16 protein-coding genes, 4 tRNA genes and 1 riboswitch are annotated in these 20,037 nt (G+C 67.3%); of the genes, 6 read left to right on the top strand and 14 right to left on the bottom strand.

Going from position 1 to position 20,037, the window contains the following annotated elements:
• Nucleotides 1–3 precede the first annotated feature (3 nt).
• The 5 genes from DFO68_RS09755 to DFO68_RS09735 form a co-directional block, all read right to left on the bottom strand.
• Nucleotides 4–79: transfer RNA gene (locus DFO68_RS09755), tRNA-Asn, on the bottom strand.
• 61 nt (nt 80–140) lie between these two features.
• Nucleotides 141–216, bottom strand: a tRNA-Asn gene (locus DFO68_RS09750).
• 60 nt (nt 217–276) lie between these two features.
• A tRNA-Asn gene (locus tag DFO68_RS09745) sits at nt 277–352 on the bottom strand.
• 132 nt (nt 353–484) lie between these two features.
• Nucleotides 485–561 (bottom strand) — tRNA-Met (locus DFO68_RS09740).
• Nucleotides 562–646: 85 nt separating this feature from the next.
• The gene (locus tag DFO68_RS09735) at nt 647–1,612 is read right to left on the bottom strand and encodes a choline ABC transporter substrate-binding protein (protein ID WP_133483470.1); all 966 of its coding nucleotides are present in this window, start codon (nt 1,610–1,612) and stop codon (nt 647–649) included.
• Nucleotides 1,613–1,796: 184 nt separating this feature from the next.
• Here DFO68_RS09735 and betI point away from each other — a divergent pair, with 184 nt between their 5' ends.
• The 4 genes from betI (at nt 1,797) to DFO68_RS09715 (ending at nt 8,211) form a co-directional block, all read left to right on the top strand.
• Entirely contained in the window at nt 1,797–2,402 is a 606-nt protein-coding gene (betI, locus tag DFO68_RS09730; protein WP_208107400.1) for a transcriptional regulator BetI, read from the top strand.
• 16 nt (nt 2,403–2,418) lie between these two features.
• Complete coding sequence (gene betB / locus DFO68_RS09725; RefSeq protein ID WP_133483469.1) at nt 2,419–3,903, top strand: betaine-aldehyde dehydrogenase; 1,485 nt, start codon at nt 2,419–2,421, stop codon at nt 3,901–3,903.
• A gap of 9 nt (nt 3,904–3,912) precedes the next feature.
• Entirely contained in the window at nt 3,913–5,610 is a 1,698-nt protein-coding gene (gene betA / locus DFO68_RS09720; protein ID WP_133483468.1) for a choline dehydrogenase, read from the top strand.
• Between the two features lie 153 nt (nt 5,611–5,763).
• Nucleotides 5,764–8,211 carry an acyl-CoA dehydrogenase gene (locus tag DFO68_RS09715; protein WP_133483467.1) on the top strand — a complete coding sequence of 816 codons (2,448 nt, stop codon included), beginning with the start codon at nt 5,764–5,766 and terminating at the stop codon, nt 8,209–8,211.
• Between the two features lie 25 nt (nt 8,212–8,236).
• Here DFO68_RS09715 and DFO68_RS09710 read toward each other — a convergent pair whose 3' ends face one another.
• From DFO68_RS09710 to DFO68_RS09695, 4 genes are all read right to left on the bottom strand, one after another.
• Nucleotides 8,237–8,797 carry a carboxymuconolactone decarboxylase family protein gene (locus DFO68_RS09710; protein WP_133483466.1) on the bottom strand — a complete coding sequence of 187 codons (561 nt, stop codon included), beginning with the start codon at nt 8,795–8,797 and terminating at the stop codon, nt 8,237–8,239.
• Nucleotides 8,798–8,811: 14 nt separating this feature from the next.
• The gene (locus tag DFO68_RS09705; protein WP_133483465.1) at nt 8,812–10,140 is read right to left on the bottom strand and encodes an aspartate aminotransferase family protein; all 1,329 of its coding nucleotides are present in this window, start codon (nt 10,138–10,140) and stop codon (nt 8,812–8,814) included.
• A gap of 192 nt (nt 10,141–10,332) precedes the next feature.
• The gene (locus DFO68_RS09700) at nt 10,333–11,310 is read right to left on the bottom strand and encodes a quinone oxidoreductase family protein (protein WP_133483464.1); all 978 of its coding nucleotides are present in this window, start codon (nt 11,308–11,310) and stop codon (nt 10,333–10,335) included.
• A 92-nt stretch (nt 11,311–11,402) separates the two neighbouring features.
• Nucleotides 11,403–11,990 (bottom strand): hypothetical protein, encoded by a 588-nt coding sequence (locus DFO68_RS09695; protein ID WP_133483463.1) that lies wholly within the window; start codon nt 11,988–11,990, stop codon nt 11,403–11,405.
• Nucleotides 11,991–12,131: 141 nt separating this feature from the next.
• On the opposite strand from DFO68_RS09695, the gene DFO68_RS09690 reads away from it, so the two are divergent.
• Nucleotides 12,132–12,884, top strand: a complete 753-nt coding sequence (locus tag DFO68_RS09690) for a glycerophosphodiester phosphodiesterase family protein (RefSeq protein WP_133483462.1) — start codon at nt 12,132–12,134, stop codon at nt 12,882–12,884.
• A gap of 20 nt (nt 12,885–12,904) precedes the next feature.
• Here DFO68_RS09690 and DFO68_RS09685 read toward each other — a convergent pair whose 3' ends face one another.
• From DFO68_RS09685 to DFO68_RS09670, 4 genes are read right to left on the bottom strand one after another with little or no spacing between them, the layout of a single operon-like run.
• Nucleotides 12,905–13,672, bottom strand: coding sequence for an ABC transporter ATP-binding protein (locus tag DFO68_RS09685; protein WP_133483461.1), 768 nt, complete (start codon nt 13,670–13,672; stop codon nt 12,905–12,907).
• A complete protein-coding gene (locus tag DFO68_RS09680) occupies nt 13,672–14,640 on the bottom strand; it encodes a FecCD family ABC transporter permease (protein WP_373190775.1) in 969 nt (322 codons plus the stop codon). The genes DFO68_RS09685 and DFO68_RS09680 overlap by 1 nt, the downstream gene beginning before the upstream one ends.
• The gene (locus tag DFO68_RS09675; protein WP_373190776.1) at nt 14,637–15,548 is read right to left on the bottom strand and encodes a cobalamin-binding protein; all 912 of its coding nucleotides are present in this window, start codon (nt 15,546–15,548) and stop codon (nt 14,637–14,639) included. Before DFO68_RS09675 ends, DFO68_RS09680 begins: the two co-directional genes overlap by 4 nt.
• Nucleotides 15,549–15,558: 10 nt before the next feature.
• Entirely contained in the window at nt 15,559–17,430 is a 1,872-nt protein-coding gene (locus tag DFO68_RS09670) for a TonB-dependent receptor domain-containing protein (protein ID WP_133483459.1), read from the bottom strand.
• Nucleotides 17,431–17,561: 131 nt separating this feature from the next.
• A riboswitch (cobalamin riboswitch) is annotated at nt 17,562–17,781 on the bottom strand.
• Between the two features lie 131 nt (nt 17,782–17,912).
• Between DFO68_RS09670 and DFO68_RS09665 the strand changes: the two genes are divergently transcribed.
• Nucleotides 17,913–19,001 (top strand): PA0069 family radical SAM protein, encoded by a 1,089-nt coding sequence (locus DFO68_RS09665; protein WP_133483458.1) that lies wholly within the window; start codon nt 17,913–17,915, stop codon nt 18,999–19,001.
• A 10-nt stretch (nt 19,002–19,011) separates the two neighbouring features.
• On the opposite strand, the gene DFO68_RS09660 is transcribed toward DFO68_RS09665, so the two are convergent.
• A complete protein-coding gene (locus DFO68_RS09660) occupies nt 19,012–20,010 on the bottom strand; it encodes a zinc-dependent alcohol dehydrogenase family protein (RefSeq protein ID WP_133483457.1) in 999 nt (332 codons plus the stop codon).
• Between the last annotated feature and the right edge of the window lie 27 nt (nt 20,011–20,037).

Genomic DNA, 20,037 nt, shown 5'->3' with positions numbered 1-20,037 from the left:
GATTGGCTCCCCGAACAGGACTCGAACCTGTGACCCAGTGATTAACAGTCACTTGCTCTACCAACTGAGCTATCGGGGAAGAATGCAGAATGATGCACTTGCACTAGCTAGGGGGGATGCGGCAGGCAGGTAGGAGCGGTTGGCTCCCCGAGCAGGACTCGAACCTGCGACCCAATGATTAACAGTCATTTGCTCTACCAACTAAGCTATCGGGGAATGACCGCATGCCGCAATGTGCGTGATAAATCGACGTAAGCCTCGCTGTATAAGCGATACTGGCTCCCCGAGCAGGACTCGAACCTGCGACCCAATGATTAACAGTCATTTGCTCTACCAGCTGAGCTATCGGGGAATGACCTCAAGCACGGGGCGTAGTATACGGATAGCGCGCGCCAGGTCAAGCGGCCGGTATCGTGCCCCTTGCCAGGCGCCGATCGAAAACGCCCGCCGGGGCGAAGGGCCTGGCGGGCGTTTAGGTCTGTCCTGGTGGCTACGCCCTGACTCGAACAGGGGACCCCATCATTATGAGTGATGTGCTCTAACCAGCTGAGCTACGTAGCCTTATCAACGGCTTGCCCGACCGCAGCCGAGCAACGCGGAGCGATTATGCACGCGGGCCCGCTGCATGGCAAGCCCGCGCGAGTCCTCAGGTCTCGATGTCAAGGGCGCGCTTGACCGCCGGCAGCGCGGGCTTGCCGTTTCGCGTCTCGACTCCCTCCAGCCAGACCTCCAGAACCTCAGGGTTGGCCTGCAGGTAGGCACGGGCGGCGTCGCGGGGATCGGTGCCTTTGTCCATGATCTCGGCCATCAGCTGGTTTTCCATCTCGAGGGTAAACTCGAGGTTTTCCAGTAACCTGCCGACATTGGGGCACTCCTCCACATAGCCTCCACGGGTATTGGTATAGACGGTGGCACCCCCCAGGTCTGGGCCGAAGTAGTCATCAGCACCTAACAGGTAAGCTATGTCGAAGTTGGTGTTCATCGGGTGCGGCTCCCAGCCCAAAAACACCATCCACTGCTTCTCCGGCACCCGGGCGCTCAGCTCGGCGAGCATGCCGGCCTCGCTGGAATCGATCAGCTTCCAGTCGCCCAGCCCAAAGGCGTCGTCGTCGATCATCTGTTGGATCAACTGGTTGCCATCATTGCCGGCTTCGATGCCATGGATCTGGCTGTCGAACTGCTCGGCATGCTCATCGAGATCAGCCACCGAGGTGACGCCGGCATCATAGACATACTGGGGTACCGCAAGGGTGTACTTGGCACCTTCCAGGTTGGCTGCCAGGCGATCGACATCACCATCCTCGACGTAAGGATCGCTGATCGATGCCATGGAGGGCATCCAGTTGCCTAGAAAGACGTCGAAGTCGTCGTTCTTCAAGCCTTGGTAAGCAATCGGCACCGAAACGGTATCGACACGGGCCTGGTAGCCCAGCGCCTCCAGCACTTCGCTGGCAAGCGCGGTGGTGGCGGTGATATCGGTCCAACCGACCTCGGCGAAACGCACGGTCTCGCAGCTCTCGGGTTCGGCGGCCTGCAGCGGCGAGATGGCAAGACCCAAGGCGCTAGCCCCGAGCCCCAGAGTCAGGCCGCGGTTCAGGTAACGGGTAAGCATGGAGGCACTCCTCTTGTGTGACATGCCGTATCGCCGCGGTGGTAGTAGCAGCACCGGGCAACGGGCTGGTCTGCCAGATCTTTATTAATTGAACGATCAATAAAGAAATGGCAAGCTGTGCCTATGTTAACCACGCTCTACCGGGTGGTTGCAAGATCAATTTCCCAGACAGGAGCCTGCAACGGTGCCCAAGGTTGGAATGGAACCCATCCGCCGCCAGCAGTTGATCACGGCCACCATGGCGGCGATCGACGAGGTCGGCCTGGCCGATGCCACGGTGATGCGCATCGCCCGCCATGCGGGCGTCTCTGCCGGCATCATCAGCCACTACTTCGGCGGCAAAGATGGCCTGCTGGAGGCCACCATGCGCCACATCCTCAGCGATCTGGGCGAGGCGGTGGCGGCGCGGCGCGGCGCACTCACTACCAGCAGCCCCAGGGACCATATCGGCGCCATCATCGACGGCAACTTCGATCGCAGCCAGGTCACCGGGCCGGTGGCCAAGACCTGGCTGGCCTTCTGGGCGAGCAGCATGCACAAGCCGGGGCTGGCGCGGCTGCAGCAGGTCAATGACCGGCGTCTCTATGCCAACCTCTGCCACCAGTTCCGTCGCCTGATGCCTCGCGACGAGGCGCGTGCCTGTGCCCGCGCACTGGCCGCCCTGATCGATGGCCTGTGGCTGCGCGGCGCCCTGACTCTGGAAGGCCTGAACAGCGACGAGGCACGCCGCCTAGCCCGGGATTACCTCGACCGCCTGCTCGATGCACGAGATACCCTCTCCCCTTCCTAAATGGAGCTCACTCACCATGGCATTTCTCGAGACCCAGACCCTTTACATCGATGGCCGTCACACCGCCGCCACCTCCGGCGAGACCTTCTCGGTGATCAACCCCTTCGACGGCTCGCAGCTGGCCGACGTGCAGCAGGCCGCCGAAGCCGATGTGGACGCCGCCGTGGCGGCGGCTCGCCGTGGCCAGCGGACCTGGGCGGCGATGACCGGCATGCAGCGCGGGCGCACCCTCAACCGCGCCGTGGCGCTCTTGAGAGAACGCAATGACGAGCTCGCCGAGCTCGAGACACGCAACACCGGCAAGCCGATCAGCGAGACAACCGCGGTCGATATCACCACCGGTGCCGATGTCCTCGAGTACTATGCCGGCCTGGCGTCGGCCATCGAGGGCAGCCAGATTCCGCTGCGCGAGGACTCCTTCGTCTATACCCGTCGCGAGCCGCTGGGCGTGATCGGCGCGATCGGCGCCTGGAACTACCCTCTACAGATCGCCTGCTGGAAGAGCGCTCCGGCGCTGGCCGCCGGTAATGCCGTGGTCTTCAAGCCCAGCGAGGTTACCCCGCTGACCACCCTGCGACTCGCCGAGATCTTCACCGAGGCGGGACTGCCCGATGGCGTGTTCAACGTGATCCATGGCGACGGCAGCGTCGGCGCGCTGATGACCGGCCACCCCGGCATCGATAAGATCTCCTTCACCGGCGAGGTGGGCACCGGCAAGAAGGTGATGGCCGCCGCCGGCGGCTCCACCCTCAAGGAGGTGACCATGGAGCTCGGCGGTAAGTCGCCGCTGATCGTCTTCGCCGATGCCGACCTCGACCGTGCCGCCGATGCTGCCATGATGGCCAACTTCTACTCCAGCGGGCAGATCTGCACCAACGGCACCCGGGTCTTCGTTCAAGGCGCCGTCAAGACCGCCTTCGCGACGAAGATTGCCGAGCGGGTGGCGCGCATCAAGGCCGGCGACCCGCTGGATCCGAGCGTCAACTTCGGCCCCCTGGTGAGCTTCGAGCACCAGGCCAAGGTGCTCTCCTACATCGCCCTGGGCAAGCAGGAGGGCGCCACGCTGCTGGCCGGCGGCGAAGACTGGAGCGACGGGCAACGGGCCGGAATTGAATGGCAAGAGGGCGCCTGGGCGCCCCCCACGGTATTCAGCGACTGCACGGACGAGATGCGCATCGTGCGCGAAGAGATCTTCGGCCCGGTGATGGCGCTGCTGACCTTCGATGACGAGGAGGAGGTGGTCCGCCGCGCCAACGCCACCCACTACGGCCTAGCCGCCGGCGTCTTCACCGAGCGCCTCAACCGCGCCCATCGGGTGATCCACCGCCTGGAGGCCGGCATCTGCTGGATCAACACCTGGGGCGAATCTCCTGCCGAGATGCCGGTGGGCGGCGTCAAGCAGTCCGGCGTGGGGCGCGAGAACGGCCTCGAGACCCTGGCCCACTACACCCAGAGCAAATCGGTGCAGATCGAGATGGGCCCCTTCGAGTCGGTATTTTAAGGAGACCCCATGTCCCAAATCCGCGAATACGACTACGTCATCATCGGCGCCGGCTCCGCCGGCAACGTCCTGGCCACTCGCCTCACCGAGGACGAGGGCGTCAGCGTCCTGCTGCTCGAGGCCGGCGGCCCCGATTACCGCCTCGATTTCCGCACCCAGATGCCAGCGGCCCTGGCCTACCCGCTGCAGGGCAAGCGTTACAACTGGGCCTTCGAGACCGACCCGGAACCCCACATGGGCAACCGGCGCATGGAGTGCGGTCGCGGCAAGGGCCTGGGCGGTTCCTCGCTGATCAACGGCATGTGCTACATCCGCGGCAACGCTCTGGATTACGACCACTGGGCCAAGGCGCCGGGGCTCGAGGACTGGACCTACGCCGACTGCCTACCCTACTTCAAGAAGTCCGAGCGACGCGACATCGGCGGCAACCTCTACCATGGCGATAGCGGGCCAATCGAGGTCACCACACCGAAAGACGACAACAACCCCCTCTACCGCACCTTCATCGAAGCGGGCACGCAGGCCGGCTACCCGCAGACCGAGGATGTCAACGGCTACCAGCAGGAGGGCTTCGGCCCCATGGACCGCTTCGTTACCCACAGAGGCCGGCGCGCCTCCACCGCGCGTGGCTACCTCGACCAGGCAAAGGGGCGCGCAAACCTAACCATCGAGACTCATGCCCTCACCGATGTCATCGAGTTCGCGGACAAGCGCGCCGTGGGTGTGCGCTACTTTCTCAAAGGCAAGGGCGAGCCACGCCAGGCCCGCGCCCGCCGCGAGGTGCTGCTGTGCGCCGGGGCCATCGCCTCGCCGCAGATCCTGCAGCGTTCCGGCATCGGGCCGAAGGCGGTACTCGACGAGTTCGGCATCGCGCCGGTGCAGGTCAACGACAACGTCGGCGCCCATCTCCAGGACCACCTGGAGATGTACATCCAGTACGAGTGTACCCAGCCGATCTCGCTCTACCCGGCACTCAAGTGGTGGAATCAGCCGAAGATCGGTCTCGAGTGGCTGCTGTTCGGCAAGGGAATTGGGGCCAGCAACCAGTTCGAAGCGGCAGGCTTCATCCGCTCCAGCGATCAGGAAGCGTGGCCCAACCTGCAGTACCACTTTCTGCCCATCGCCATCAGCTACAACGGCAAGAGTGCCGTCCAGGCGCACGGCTTCCAGGCCCATGTGGGTTCCATGCGCTCCGAGAGCCGCGGGCGCATCCGCCTGACCTCCCGGGACCCCCAGGCTGCGCCAAGCATCCTGTTCAACTACATGTCCACCGCCAAGGACTGGCAGGAGTTCCGCGATGCCATCCGCCTAACCCGCGAGATCATCGCCCAGCCCGCCTTCGACCCCTACCGCGGCCGAGAGATCTCGCCGGGGCCGGACGCGCAGTCCGATGCCGAGTTGGATGCCTTCATCAAGTCCCATGCCGAGACCGCCTATCACCCCTGCGGCAGCTGCCGCATGGGCGAGGGCAACGATACGGTGGTGGATGGCCAGGGCCGAGTGCATGGCATTGACGGGTTGCGGGTGGTCGATTCCTCGCTGTTTCCGGTGATCCCTACCGGCAACCTCAACGCGCCGACCATCATGCTGGCCGAGAAGATCGCCGAGCGTATCCGCGGCCGCGAACCGCTGCCACGCTCGGATGCCCCCTACTACGTGGCGGGCGATGCCCCGGCCCGCGGCGAGCCCCGGCGCCGCCTCGACTGACCGCGCCAGTGCCTCGACACCCATGTGCCCCGCCCTGCCCTGCAGCGCGGGGCGTTTGCGTGGGCACTAGCCGGTTGCACTGAAGTGGGCTAATCTGCAAGAATTCAAACGTCTGTTCGAATCCTTGCGTTCCACAATAACCGGAGTCACTCCATGCTCACCCTGATCCTGCTGATCGTGGCCGTGGTCGGCCTGCTGGCGATAATGCGCCGCGAGGCGGGCGCCCTGCCCGCCCTGGTCCTGCTCGCCGTCACCGGCCTGGCCAGCCTGCTCCTCGCCTCCTCGCTGCTGGGCGTGGTGCTGTTGCTCGCGGCCGCGCTGGTGGCCGTGACCGGCCTGCCCGCCCTGCGCGTCCGCTGGCTTACCCCGCGCCTCTTCACCCTGTTCAAGAAGGTCGCGCCACGCGTCTCGGAGACCGAACGCGTGGCGCTGGCAGCCGGCAGCGTGGCCTGGGATGGCGAGCTCTTCACCGGTCAGCCCGACTGGCAGGCACTGCTCGCCTACCGGGACGAAGGGCTCACGGCCCAGGAGCAAGCCTTCCTCGATCACCAGTGCAGCGTGGCCGCCGGCATGTGCAACGACTGGGAGATCGCCCAAGAGCTCGCCGACCTGCCCGAGGCGCTGTGGGATTACCTCAAGCGCGAAGGCTTCTTCGGCATGATCATCCCCCAGGCCTACGGCGGCCTTGGCTTCTCCGCCAAGGCCCAGTCGCTGGTCCTGCAGAAACTCTCGATCAACGAGATGCTGATGGTCACGGTGGGCGTACCCAACTCCCTGGGCCCGGGCGAGCTGCTGCTCAAGTACGGCACCCAGGCACAGAAGGACCACTACCTGCCAAGGCTGGCCGACGGACGCGAGATCCCCTGCTTCGGCCTCACCGGCCCCCGTGCCGGCAGTGACGCCACGGCCATCCCCGATACCGGCGTGGTCTGCCGGCAGGAGGTCGACGGCGAGCAGGTGCTGGGCCTGCGCCTGAACTTCGAGAAGCGCTGGATCACCCTGGCGCCCATCGCCAGCGTGGTGGGCCTGGCCTTCCGGCTCTTCGACCCCGACCACCTGCTGGGCGAGGAGAGCGATCGCGGCATCACCCTGGCGCTGATTCCGCGCGACACCGCGGGCATGGAGATCGGCCGCCGCCACCACCCCATCGGCAGCCCCTTCCTCAACGGCCCCATCAAGGGCAAGGACGTCTTCGTGCCGCTCGATACCATCATCGGCGGGCCCGAGATGATCGGCCAGGGCTGGCGGATGCTGGTGGAGTGCCTCTCCATCGGCCGCTGCATCACCCTGCCCTCCGGCGCCACCGGGACCGCCCGCTACGCCCTGGGCTGGAGCGGCGGCTTCGCCCGTATCCGTCGCCAGTTCAACGTGCCGGTGGCCGAGATGGAGGGGGTGCAGGAGCCCCTGGCGCGCATGGCGGCGCTGGCCTACGTCTCCCGGGCCGCGGTCTACCAGACGGCCAACACCATCGACCACGGCGAGAAGCCGGCGGTGCCCTCGGCGATCCTCAAGAGCCAGCTCACCGAGTTCCAGCGCCAGATCCTCGGCGACGCCATGGACATCCACGGCGGCAAGGCGGTGACCCTGGGGCCGCGCAACTACTTAGGAATAGGCTACAGTGCCAACCCGGTGGCCATCACCGTGGAAGGCGCCAACATCATGACCCGCAACCTGATGATCTTCGGCCAGGGAGCGATCCGCTGCCACCCCTACGTGCTCGAGGAGCTGGCCGCCAAGGAGGCCGACAACCTGCCAGCCTTCGACCGCGCCTTCTTCGGCCATGCCGGGCTGATCTTCGGCAACGCCGCCCGTGCTCTCACCCAGGGCCTGGGACTCGGCCGGCCAGGCGTGCCCTTCGACGAGGTCGCCGCGCCCTATGCCCGGGATGTCGCCCGCCTCTCCGCCGGCTTCGGGCTGTGCGCCGATGCCGCCATGGCGAGCCTCGGCTCGACCCTCAAGCAGCGGGAGATGCTCTCGGCGCGCCTGGGCGACGTGCTCTCCAACCTCTATCTTGCCTCGATGACGCTCAAGCAGTGGCACGAGGGCGACAAGGTCGAGGGCGAGGCCGCCCTGCTGCACTATGGCTGCCGTTTCCTGCTGGGGCGCGCCGAACAGGCCCTGGACGAGCTGTTCGACAATCTGCCGAGCCGTGCCCTGGGCCGGCTGCTGCGCCTCATCGTGATGCCGCTCGGACGCCGCTGGAAGCGCCCCCAGGATGACCTGACCCGCGAGATTGCCCAAGCCGTCTCCCGCGACACGGCGCTGCGCCACTACCTGCTGGATGTCACCTGGCAGGAGAACGACGGCAGCCGCGACAACCCGCTGGCCCGTTACAACGCCCTGCTGGCCAGCCAGGAGCGCGCCGAAAAACTCTACCGCCAGGTCCAGAAGGCCCATGCCAAGGGCGAGCTGCCGGCACACGCCCTGCACCCCGAGCAGAAGGTGGAGGCCGCGTTGGAGAAGGGACTGATCTCCGAGGAGGACGCCAGCTTCATGCGCGAGCGCGAGGCCGAGGTGCTCGAGCTGCTCAGCGTGGACGACTTCGCCTACGACGCATTCGCCACCGGCAAGCACCAGGTAGCGCGCCATGACGCCGCCTGAGACACATCAAACCCGCCCGCAAAAGTCACGGCTCGGCGAACGGCAGGGGGGCGGTGTCGCGACGCACCTCGAAGACATTAAGGGTCATGGCCACCAGGGCGTAGTAGCCGAAGATCCCCACCAGCTCGACCAGCGCCGCCTCGCCAAAGGCCGCCACCGCTTCGGCGTAGAGTGCGTCATCGACGCGACGCGTGGTGTAGAGCGTCTTGCCCAGACGATAGACCAGCGCCTCGTCATCGCGCTCGAAGGCCGGTTCTCGACCCGTTTGAAGGGCCTCGATCAGCGCCTCGCTGACCCCCGACTCACGGGCGATGGGGGCATGGATCTGCCATTCGGCCTGGGACTGCCACCAGGCGGCGGTGAACAGGATCGCCAACTCCGTCAACCGCGTCTCGAGCCGGGTGCCGTATCGGCAGAAGGCGCCGAGTCGCTGGGCGTGATCGGCCAGTTTCGGGCTATGGATCCAGGCGAGGAAAGGGCCATCCAGATTGCCGCGGGGGCCACTCAGGATAGCGTCCAGCACGCGGCGCTGATCGGGTGCCATGGTGGCCTCGTCCAGTGGGGAGAGTCGGGAATCGATCGGCATCGAACTGAGCTCCGTCAGGCGTGGTGGAAGACTGTGTTCAGGGTCGCGTCGAGCTTATCGACAATCTCGTCCAGATGGGATTCCTCGAGGATGAAGGGCGGAGCGAGCAGGATATGGTCGCCTCGCCGCCCGTCAAGCGTGCCGCCCATCGGATAGCACATCAGCCCCTTGTCCATGGCCGTGCGCTTGACTGCCGCATGCAGCTTGCGCGACGGATCGAATGGCGTCTTGTCGCCGCGGTCAGCCACCAGCTCGAGCCCCCGAAAGAGCCCGCGCCCGCGGATGTCGCCGACATAGGGGTGCTCGCCGAAACGCGCCTCCAGGCGCTGCTGGAGGCCCTCGCCCAGGCTCGCGACGCATGACAGCAGGTCGCGCTCCTCGATGGCCCGCTGCACCGCCAGGGCGGCGGCACAGGCGGTGGCGTGACCGATGTAGGTGTGGCCATGCTGGAAGAACCCCGAGCCCTCGGCGATGGCCCGGCGAATGGGCTCGCTGACCAGGGTCGCCCCGATCGGCTGGTAACCGGCGCCCAGGCCCTTGGCGATGGTCGCCAGGTCCGGGGCCACGCCCTCCTGTTCGGCGGCAAACAGGCTGCCGGTCCGACCCATGCCGCACATCACCTCGTCGAGGATCAGCAGGATGCCGTGGCGATCGCAGATCTCGCGCACCCGCCTGAAGTAGCCCGGCACCGAGGGAACCGCCCCCAGGGTTGCCCCCACCACCGGCTCGGCGACGAAGGCCATCACGCTCTGCGGCCCCAGGCGCTGGATCTCGGCCTCGAGTTCCTCGGCCAGACGCTCGCCGTAGGCTTCCGGAGTCTCGCCGGGCGCCTGGTCGCGATAGGCGTAGCAGGGACTGACGTGGCTCACCTGCACCAGCAACGGCTCGAACTGCTGCCGCCGCCAGGCGTTGCCGCCGGTGGCGAGGGCCCCCAGGGTGTTGCCGTGGTAGCTCTGGCGCCGCGCGATCAGGTACTGGCGCTGGGGCTCGTCCCGCTCGATGAAGTACTGGCGCGCCAGCTTGAGCGCTGCCTCCACCGCCTCGGACCCGCCCGAGACGAAGTAGACCGACGACAGCCCTTCCGGCGCCCGCGCGACCAGGAAGTCCGCCAGGGACTCCATCGGCTCGTTGGTGAAGAAGGAGGTGTGTGCGTAGGCGAGCCGCCCGACCTGCTCCCGTACCGCCTCGATCACCCCGGCATCGCTGTGGCCCAGGCAGGACACCGCCGCGCCACCGCAGGCATCCAGGTAGCGGCGCCCCTCGGCATCGATAAGATAAGGGCCCTCGCCGCTCACGGCGGTCGGGTAGTGTTGATGCAGATGACGATGGAAGACGTGGCTCATGCTGACCTCACACGGGGATGATGCGAATCATCTTGGCATGTTTAAGGAAGGAAATATTGCCGCTGGCCGAAAGACGGCTGAGCGCGGCGGCAAACCTGCCGGGCGACGTCGGCGTGGCCGAGCTCAAGTGGCGCGAACAGCTGATCGGCGAGCTCCACGAGCGCTGTGATCCCCGCCTGAGACCCGGAAAGGTTACGGCAGCAGGATGGTGGAGCCGGTGGTCTGGCGTCCCTGTAGGGCCTGCTGGGCCTTGCCGGCCTCCGCCAGCGGATAACGCTGGGCAATGTCCACCGTCACCTTGCCGCTCTGCAGCATCTCGAAGAGCTCGCCGGCCATCCACTCCAGCCGCTCACGGGTGTCGGCGTACCCGTTGATGCTCGGGCGGGTGAGGAACAGCGACCCCTTCTGGTTGAGGATGCCGATGTTGACCCCCTCCACGGCGCCGGAGGCATTGCCGAAGCTGACCATCAGCGCACGCGGCTTCAGGCAGTCCAGCGAGGTCTCCCAGGTATCCTTGCCCACCGAGTCGTAGACCACGTCGCACATGGCACCGCCCGTCAACTCGCGCACCCGCTCGACCACATCCTCCTGGGTGTAGTCGATGATCGCCCAGGCGCCGTTCTTCTCGGCCAGCGCCGCCTTCTCCGGGGAGCTGACGGTGCCGATCAGCTTCACGCCCAGCGCCTTTGCCCACTGGCAGGCGATGGAGCCTACGCCACCGGCGGCGGCATGCCAGAGGATGGTCTCGCCGGCCTCGAGGCGGTGGGTCTGGCGCATCAGGTACTGCACGGTGAGGCCCTTGAGCATGCTGGCCGCGGCGGTCTCGACGTCGATACCGGCAGGCAGCACCACCACCTTCTCCGCCGGCAGCACGTGCTGCTCGGCATAGGCGCCCAGCGGGCCCTGGGCATAGGCGACCCGGTCACCCGCCGTAAGGTGGGTAACGCCCTCGCCCACCGCCTCGACCACGCCGGCACCCTCGGTGCCGAGCCCCGAGGGCAGCGAGGGCGCCGGATAAAGGCCGGTGCGAAAGTAGATGTCGATGAAGTTGAGACCGACGGCCTGGTTCCTGACGCGGACCTCGCCGGGCGACGGCTCGGCTGGCGGGACATCGACGAGTTCGAGGACCTCGGGGCCGCCGGTGCGGGCGAACTGGATGCGCTTGGCCATGAGGGTGTTTTCCTTGTGCTGCCTGCGGGATGGGCCCACCAGTCAAGCGCCGTAGCTTGCCGTGGTCAAGTCATGCCGCTCTCCGAGCTGGGCTATCTGAGGGTAGCGGGGAAGGACTCCAGGCCGCGGATGAAGCGCGCCTTGTAGTCATCGAACAGCTCGCGGTCGCGCTTGAACGACTGGATCACCGCGGTCTCGTCGAAGCTCAGCGCCCGGGGCAGGTCCTCGAGGGACGTCGCCGGATGCTTGGGACCCAGGCCGATGCGCCCCCCGGCCTTGCCCGTCAGCCAGCGTGTGATGCCTGCCTCGCGAAAACGGGCCTGCTGCTCGGCGTCCACGGCATCGATGCGCAATGGCGCCTTGAGCGCCAGCTCGGCGATCAGGCGCTCGGCCGGCCGTGTCACCATCTCCTGGTGCGGCGGCTGGTCTAGGTCGGCCAGCAGCATCACGGTCATGCTGCTGCCGAGCTCATCGAGTACCAGCAGGGCCAGCGCCATGGGGCGCGAGCGATCATCCACCAGCGCCAGCACCCTGGCCGCCTCCTGCTTGACCAGCACGCCCAGGGTGCCGGCAAAGATCGCCAGCGGCCTGAGCCCCGCCTCCTGGCCATAGGCCTCGGCACACAGGCGAGCGAGGCAGGCCTCGCGCTGCTGGGGATTGTTGATATGCACGACTCTCATCTCAAGGCTCCTTGCGTACGACACCTTTATCAGGGACGAAATCGCGCAGCCTAGCATATCCAGGCCTTGGCGGATGGCGATACGCTATAAGGCCACTTCCTCGCCGCCCATCAACGACCCATTGCTGACCAGGACGTGTCCATGCCCTATCCCGATATCCCCTTGCCCCCCCTGATCGCCCATCGCGGCCTCTCCGCCCATGCCCCGGAGAACACCCTCTCCGCGGTGCGCGCCGCTCACGCCGCGGGCGTCAGCTGGGTGGAGCTGGACGTGCAGTTGCTCGGCGACGGGACACCGGTGATCTGGCACGACGCCAACGTCCGGCGCTGCTCCGATGGCCGCGGACGCCTGGCCGACCTGAACCTGGCCGCGGCCCGCCGGCTCGACGTTGGCAGCTGGTTCGGCGACACCTTCCTGGGCGAACGCATGGCCACCCTCGGGGAGATGCTGGCCCTGATCGACGAGCTGGAGATGGGGGTGAACCTGGAGCTCAAGGTGAATCGTGGCCGCGATCCCCGGGCCCTGGTGGAAACCGCCCTGCCCGCGGTGATGGAGGCACTGCCGCCGGCGTGCCGGCTAGTCTCCTCCTTCAACGATACCGCCCTGGCCCGGGCGCGCGCCCTGGCCGGGCCCGAAACGCTGGCGCTGGGCGTGCTCTTCGAGGGCGTCTCCCGCGACTGGCGACACCAGTGCGCGGCGCTGAAGGCCTACAGCGTGCATGCCGACTGGAAGCGACTGAAGGCACCGCGGGCCCGGGAGGTCACCGAGGCTGGCTATCGGCTGCTCTGCTACACAGCCAACGATCCCGCCGCCTTCGCCCCGTGCTGGCAATGGGGCGTCGCGGCGGTGATCAGCGATGATCCGGCGTGCTTCCTCGGCCACCTGCCTACCTGAACTGGCCCGGCGTCCAGGCTTCAGGGCACAGCGACGAACACCCTCGAGCCCTCCACCTCGGCACTGGCCAGGCGCTGGCCATAGAGACGCTCGAGGGCCGCCGGCGCCATCATGCGCTCCACCGGCCCCCAGCAGGCCTCGCCGTGCGGATACAGCAACAGCAGGTGATCGCACCAGCGCGCGGCCAGATTCAGATCATGCAGGCACAGCATCACGGCGCGGCCACAGGCCGCCTGCTCGGCCAGTAGCCGCATCACCACCACCTGATGGTGCAGGTCGAGATGATTGGTAGGCTCGTCGGCGAGCCAGATACCCGGATCCTGGGCCAACAGGGTGGCGATTGCCAGACGCTGGCGTTCGCCACCGGAAAGCGTGGACACCTGACGAGCGCTGAGTGCGGCGAGGTCAAGCCGCGCCAGGGCACGCCGGGCCAGCGCCAGATCCTCGGCACTTTCCAGCTGCCACGGCGAAAGCCAGGGGTGGCGGCCGATCAGGGCAACCTCCTCCAGCGTGGCGGGAAAGCCGTCGTGATGCTCCTGGAAGACCAACCCCAGGCACTGGGCCAGCCGGCGGCGGCGCAGGCGTGTCACCGGCACACCGTCTACCTCTACCCGGCCGGCGCGCGGCGGCCGCAGAGCGGCCAGGGTATGCAGCAGGGTGGTCTTGCCCGCGCCGTTGGGTCCCAGCACGCCCCACACCTGGCCTGGCCGCACGGTGAGGTCCAGCGGGGGCCCGCCCTGGCGGCCCGGCACGTCGATGACCAGCCCACGGGTCTCCAGGCATCCCATCAGCGACTCCTGTGCAGCAGGTAGAGAAAGGTCGGCACGCCGAGCAAGGCGGTGATCACCCCCACCGGCAACTGCTCGGGAGCGATGACCGTCCTCGCCAGGCTATCAGCGAGCACCAGCAGGGTGCCGCCGGCCAGGGCGCAGGCGGGCAGGATCAGCCGCTGGTCGTTGCCCAGTGCCAGGCGCAGCAGGTGCGGCACCACCAGTCCCACGAAGCCGATGCTGCCCGCCGTGGTCACAGCCACGGCGGTGACCAGGCTCGCTAGCAGATAGACTAGCCACTCCAGACGGCGGACCGCCACCCCCAGCGCCGCGGCCTGCAGCCCGCCCCTAGCCAGCACATTGAGGCTGCGCCCCAGGGGCACCACCAGCAGGCAGACCACGGCCAGCAGGCCGAGCGCGGCGCTGGGGCGGCGTGCATGAGCCAGGTCGCCCATCAGCCAGTAGAGCATGCCCGGCAGCTGCCGCGTCGGGCTGAGCGACAGGATCAGGGTGATCAGCGCGCCCCAGCCTGAGGCGACGACCACCCCGGTGAGCAGCAGCCGCGAAGAAGTCCAGCTGCCGGTGCCATGGGCCAGGCCGAATACCAGCAGGATCGCCGTCAGGGCGCCGGCAAAGGCCGACCCCGAAACCACGACACTGCCCAGCCCCGCCAGCATCGCCAGCAGGGCGCCCACCGCCGCGCCGCCGGAAAGCCCCAGCACATAGGGATCGGCCAGGGGGTTTCTCAGCAGCACCTGCATCAGGGCGCCGGCCACCGCCAGCAGGCCGCCGGTGGCGAAGGCGGCCAGGGCGCGCGGCAGGCGCAGCTCGAGGATCAGGGTGCGTGACAGGGCATCGCCCTCGCCTGCCAGCGCAGCGAGTATCTGGCCCGGAGTGAGGTTCACGCTGCCCAGGCAAACAGCCAGCATCAGGGCGAGCAGAGCCAGCGCCGCGAGCCCGCCGATCGCGCGAGAGTAAGCGCTCACTTACCTCTCTCCGGGCGTCGCGCTCGGGCCTGGTCGAGTCTCTTGCACAGCGCTTCGGTCCCCTCCAGCAGGCGCGGCGTGGGGCGCTGGAGCAGCGACGGGGGCACGAGGAAGAGGTTGTCGCGGGCCACCGCGGTCAGCTCGGGGAAGCGTTGCCATGCCTCCAGCCAGCGATGGTTTTCCTCGCCCCGCCCGCCAGCGAGGATCACCTCGGGATCGGCTGCCAGCAGGGCCTCCTCATCGATGCGTGGCACCAGCCGCGCGAGACCGCCGAAGACATTCACGCCGCCGCAGAGCCGGATCGCCTTGCCGATCAGGTGCTCGTCGTTGACGGTCATCAGCGGCGCGTCCCAGACCTGGTAGAACACCGGCACCGGGGACGCCTCGGCATGGCGCGCCGCCAGCTCAGCGAGCCCGCGACGAAAGCGCTCGGCGGCCAGACGCCCCTGCGCCTCGCTACCGGCCAGCTGCGCCAGCCGCTCGAGGGCCGTGGCGATGCCCTCGAATGTGCGTGGTTCAATGCGAAACACCGCCACCCCCAACCGTTCCAGACGCTCCACCTGCTCGGCCGGGTTGCCAGTGACCCAGCCGATCACCAGGTCCGGCTGCAGGGCCACCAGCCGCTCCAGGTCGAGACGATCGTGACTGCCCACCGAAGGCAGCTCATTGGCCGCGGGCGGATAGTCGCTGTGGTCCACCACCGCCACCAGCCGCTGCCCCGCACCGGCGGCGAAGAGCAGTTCGGTGGCGCCGGGCGAGAGCGCGACGATCCGTTCCGCCGGCGCCGCCAGGCACACCTGCCGGTCGGTGTCATCCCGGGCGCACACCTCGTCGGCAGACGCCTGCCCGGCCAGGCCGCACAGCAGCGCGAACCAGAGCCCAGGCCAGGCGAACAGACGGCGGGACACTGGCCAGACCCTACTGGCCAAAGCGGATGCTGACCAAGGCTGTGCGGCCGGCATTGATGTAGTCGAAGGGCATGCTCTCGAAGGTGGCGGTATCGAAGTCGGTTCCCTGTGCCGTGACATACTGCTTGTCCATCACGTTCTCCAGGGTGGCCCGCAGCGACCACTGCGGCGCAAGCTGCCATCCGGCCCGCAGGTTGACGATCCCATAGCCCGGCAGTCGCTGCTGATTGGCGGCATCGTTGTAGCGATGGCTCTGAGCGATCCAGGACGCACCCGCTGACCCGTTGCCCAGCTCACGATCGATATCCAACCGCAGGCTATGGGTAGCGCGGCGTGCCAGCTGGTGGCCGGTGTCGCGATCCTCGGGGTCGCTGTAGGTGAGGGCGGCTCCCAGCGTCCAATCAGCGACATCGGCGCCAATCGACAGCTCGGCACCACGGATGCGGGCCTTGTTGACGTTGACCGGTCGGAAGTCAGCGTCCAGGGCGATCAGCTCATCCACCTGGGTCTGGTAAGCGGCGAGATCCCAGAACCAGGCGTCATGCTGGCCGCGGATCCCCACTTCGATAGACTCGGACGTTTCGGCATCCAGGTCGGGATTGCTCGAACCGGCAAAGGGGAAATAGAGCTCGTTGAAGGTCGGCGCGCGAAAGGCCGTGCCATAGCTTGCCCGGGCGATGTGGTGAGCATCCAGTTCATAACCCAAGGCCAGGCTGCCGGTCAGCTCGTCGCCGAATGCCTGGTTGTGATCGTGGCGCAGGCTGAGCTGAGTGGTCAACGGCTGAAAATCCAGCAAGCCCTGGGCGAATACCGCCCGATTGTCGCGACTCTCCTCGTCGAAGGCGAGTCTGGACGTCTGGCTGTCACCGAGATCGTCCTTGCGATACTCGGCGCCCAGTATCAATTCATGCAGGCCGAATGCCAGGGTGTTCTTCCACTGCACAGTACGGGTCCGGGTCTCGAAGAGAGAACGGTAGGTTGGTGCGAGCGTATCGCGCTCATCACGCGCCTCGCTGAGGGTGAGCCGGCTGTTCCAGAGGGCGGTGATCGGCAGTTCCGCGTAGACCCCTGCTACCTGCTGCACGAAGTCATCCTCTGCGGGTCCAGAGGCATCGAACTCCGTGCTCCCCCGCGATCGCAGCGCCAACACCCCAAGCTCGGCCCCACTGTCATAGGTGTGGGAGACACGCAGCAAACCACTGGTGTTGTCATATCCCTTGTCGTCGCCGCCGCGGCGCACTGGCGCGCCTTGGGTATCGAAGCGGCTGGCGGCGACATGGTAGCGGGTGCCACCCTCGGCGCCGGAGAGACTGGCGCTGTAGCGCTGGGTCTCAAAGGAGCCACCACCCACCGAAAAGCGCAGCGTGGGCTCGCCATCGCCTCCCTTGGGGGTGAACAGCTGGATCACGCCGCCCACCGCATCGGCGCCGTAGAGGCTACCCCGCGGTCCGCGCACGATCTCGACACGCTCGAACAGGCGCGGATCCAGGAACTCCCAGGACGCCGCCCCGGTGGTCGCCGAGCGCAGCCGGATGCCGTCGATCAGCAGCACATTGGCATTGCTGCCGGTTCCGCGGATGAAAACGCTGCTCTGCTTGCCGAAGCTGCCCTGGGTGGTGACATCCACCCCGGGCTGGCCACGCAGCACATCCGTCAGGCTAGCCGGGTTCTGACGCTGCAGGGTGGCCTCGTCGATCACGGTGACGGAGGCGAGGCTCTGGTCAGCGGTACGGGGTACCAGGGCCGCGGTCACCACCATCGGATTGAGCTCCACGCTGGGGGGCGTTGGGTCGGCGAGGTTCGACTGGGCGTGGACCACCAGCGGCAACGCGATGACGCCAAGGGCGGCCAGGCCCCCGGCGGCGTGATGTAGGGTGTTCATCGTGTGTCCCTTGCTCACCGTGCTCACCCGCACGGCGTGATGGCGTATTGAGCGCCGAGGCGGCAAGGGGTCGAGGGAGAAGAACGAACGGAAACGCGCTACCGGCCCTGCCTCGAGGTTGCCCACCGCCACTCGGCATGAACTCTCGGGCCGGTCTCCGGGCTGACGAGTGGGTAATGGGCAACAGTCAGGCCCAAGTCCCCGAACGACCGCCTTCCCGTGCCGCAGCACAGTGGCATGATGGCCGTTCTTTACTCGATCACCGTTGCGGGGGCAGCGTCGGAATCCCATCACCGACTTCCCGTTTCACTGGCGGACGCATCCACCAGCACCTGAGAGTGCGGGTAAGCTAGCAATCCCCCGATGAAGCGTCAACGCACACCCAGCGCCTGATGGACCTGACGCAGTTGATTTGCCGATGCGCTGACAGAGCATCGCCGCGCCTCTATACTGATCTTTTATACAGCATAATGGTGTCCCCGATGATCCATCAACCGAACCGCGATGGTGTGGCGCGCAAGGGCCGTGGCGCCACCTTCGATCCCCACAACCGTTTCGCTCCAACCATCAGCGAGCCGGACGCCGACGGCTGGTGGCAGGAGGAGGCGCCGACGAGCCTGGCCACCGAGGTATACGAGGAACACACCCGCAGCGCGCTTGCCTGGAACAGCTCCCCCGACCTGCCCTTCGACCGCTCGATCAATCCCTATCGCGGCTGTGAGCATGGCTGCATTTACTGCTTCGCCCGGCCAAGTCACGCCTACTGGGATCTCTCCCCGGGGCTCGACTTCGAGACGAAGCTGATCGCCCGAACCGGGTTGGTGGAGCGCCTGCGCGAAGAATTATGCAAGCCCGGCTACCCGTGTCACCCCATCAACCTCGCCGGCAACACCGATGCCTACCAGCCGCTGGAAGCCCGCTACGCCACGACCCGCGCCATCCTGGCGCTGCTGCTGGAGTGCCGCCATCCGCTGACCTTGGTAACCAAGGGAGAGCTGATCCTGCGCGACATCGACCTGCTGCAGGACCTGGCCAAACAGCGCCTGGTGCGGGTGATGGTCAGCCTCACCAGCCTGGATGGCGAGCTGAAGCGCACCCTGGAGCCGCGGGCCGCCTCCCCATCGGCTAGGCGGCGGGTGATCCGCCGCCTGAGCGAGGCCGGTATCCCGGTGGGCGTTTTAGTGTCACCGGTGATCCCCGGGCTCACCGACCATGAGCTCGAACGTCTGCTCGAGGCCGCCAGCGAAGCCGGCGCCACTACCGCCGGCTGGATGCTGCTGCGCCTGCCCCGGGAGGTCGCCCCGCTGTTCGAGGCGTGGCTGGCCACCCACTACCCTGAGCGCGCTGGCAAGGTAATGAGCCTCGTCCGCCAGTGCCGCGGCGGCGCGGACTACGACCCGCGTTTCGGCAAGCGCATGCGTGGCGAGGGAGTGTTTGCGAAGCTTCTGGAGCAGCGCTTCCATAAGGCCTGTCGTCGTCTTGGCCTCAATGACCCGGCGGCCAAGGCAAACCAGGCATTGGACACCTCGGCCTTCCGGCCGCCGCATACCCAGGGGGATCTCTTCGACTGATCCTTGAAGCTCAGGGGATCAACACTGCCGCGCCAGAGAATCGCCCCTCTCGCAGCGCCTCGAGCGCTTGATTGGCCTCTTCCAGCGGATAGGCGTGGGTCTCGGTGCGAATCGGCACCTTGGGGGCGAGCGCCAGGAACTCCTCGCCATCACGACGGGTGAGGTTGGCGACCGATTTCACCGAGCGCTCCTCCCAGAGCAGGCGGTAGGGAAAGGAGGGAATATCAGACATGTGGATGCCCCCGGAGACCACCGCGCCGCCGGGGCGCACGTGGGAGAGCGCCGCGGGAATAAGCGCGCCCACCGGAGCGAAGAGCAGCGCGGCGTCCAGCGGCTCGGGCGGGGCCTGGTCGCTGCCGCCGGCCCAGACGGCACCCAGGCGACGGGCGAAGTCCTGCGCCTGAGTATCACCGGGGCGGGTGAAGGCATAAATTTCCTGCCCACGGGCAACGGCCAGCTGAGCCAGGATATGCGCCGCGGCACCGAAGCCGTAGAGGCCGAGCCGCCGGCTCGTCTCGCCGCCGGCCAGCCGCCAGGTGCGATAACCGATCAGGCCGGCGCACAGCAAAGGGGCAGCAGCCTGGGCATCCTCCGCCGGCAGGGGAAAGCAGTAGCGGGCGTCGGCCACGCAGTACTCCGCGTAGCCACCGTCGCGGGTGTAGCCGGTGAACTCGGCCCGCTCGCAGAGGTTCTCGCGGCCGGCCCGACAGGGCTCGCACTCGCCGCAGGTCCAGCCCAGCCAGGGCACGCCGACCCGCTGCCCTGTCGCCAGGTCGGAAACGCCCTCACCCAGCGCCGACACCTCGCCGACGATCTCGTGGCCGGGGATCAGCGGCAGGCGGGGCTCGCTGAGCTCGCCATCGAGCACGTGAAGATCGGTGCGGCAGACCCCGCAGGCCAGCACGCGCACCTCGACCTCACCGGGACCGGGCGCGGGGCGCGGGACTTGCTCTAGCTCGAGTGGCCTGCCCGGGGCGTGCAGGCGCATGGCGCACATCGACTCGCTCATCGGTTCTCCTCCGGCGGTGGGGCACTT

This window comes from Halomonas ventosae, assembly GCF_004361885.1.
GTDB lineage: Bacteria > Pseudomonadota > Gammaproteobacteria > Pseudomonadales > Halomonadaceae > Halomonas > Halomonas ventosae_C.
The sequence above is the reverse complement of the archived record's forward strand: the minus strand, read 5'-3'. Positions and strand labels throughout refer to the sequence as shown.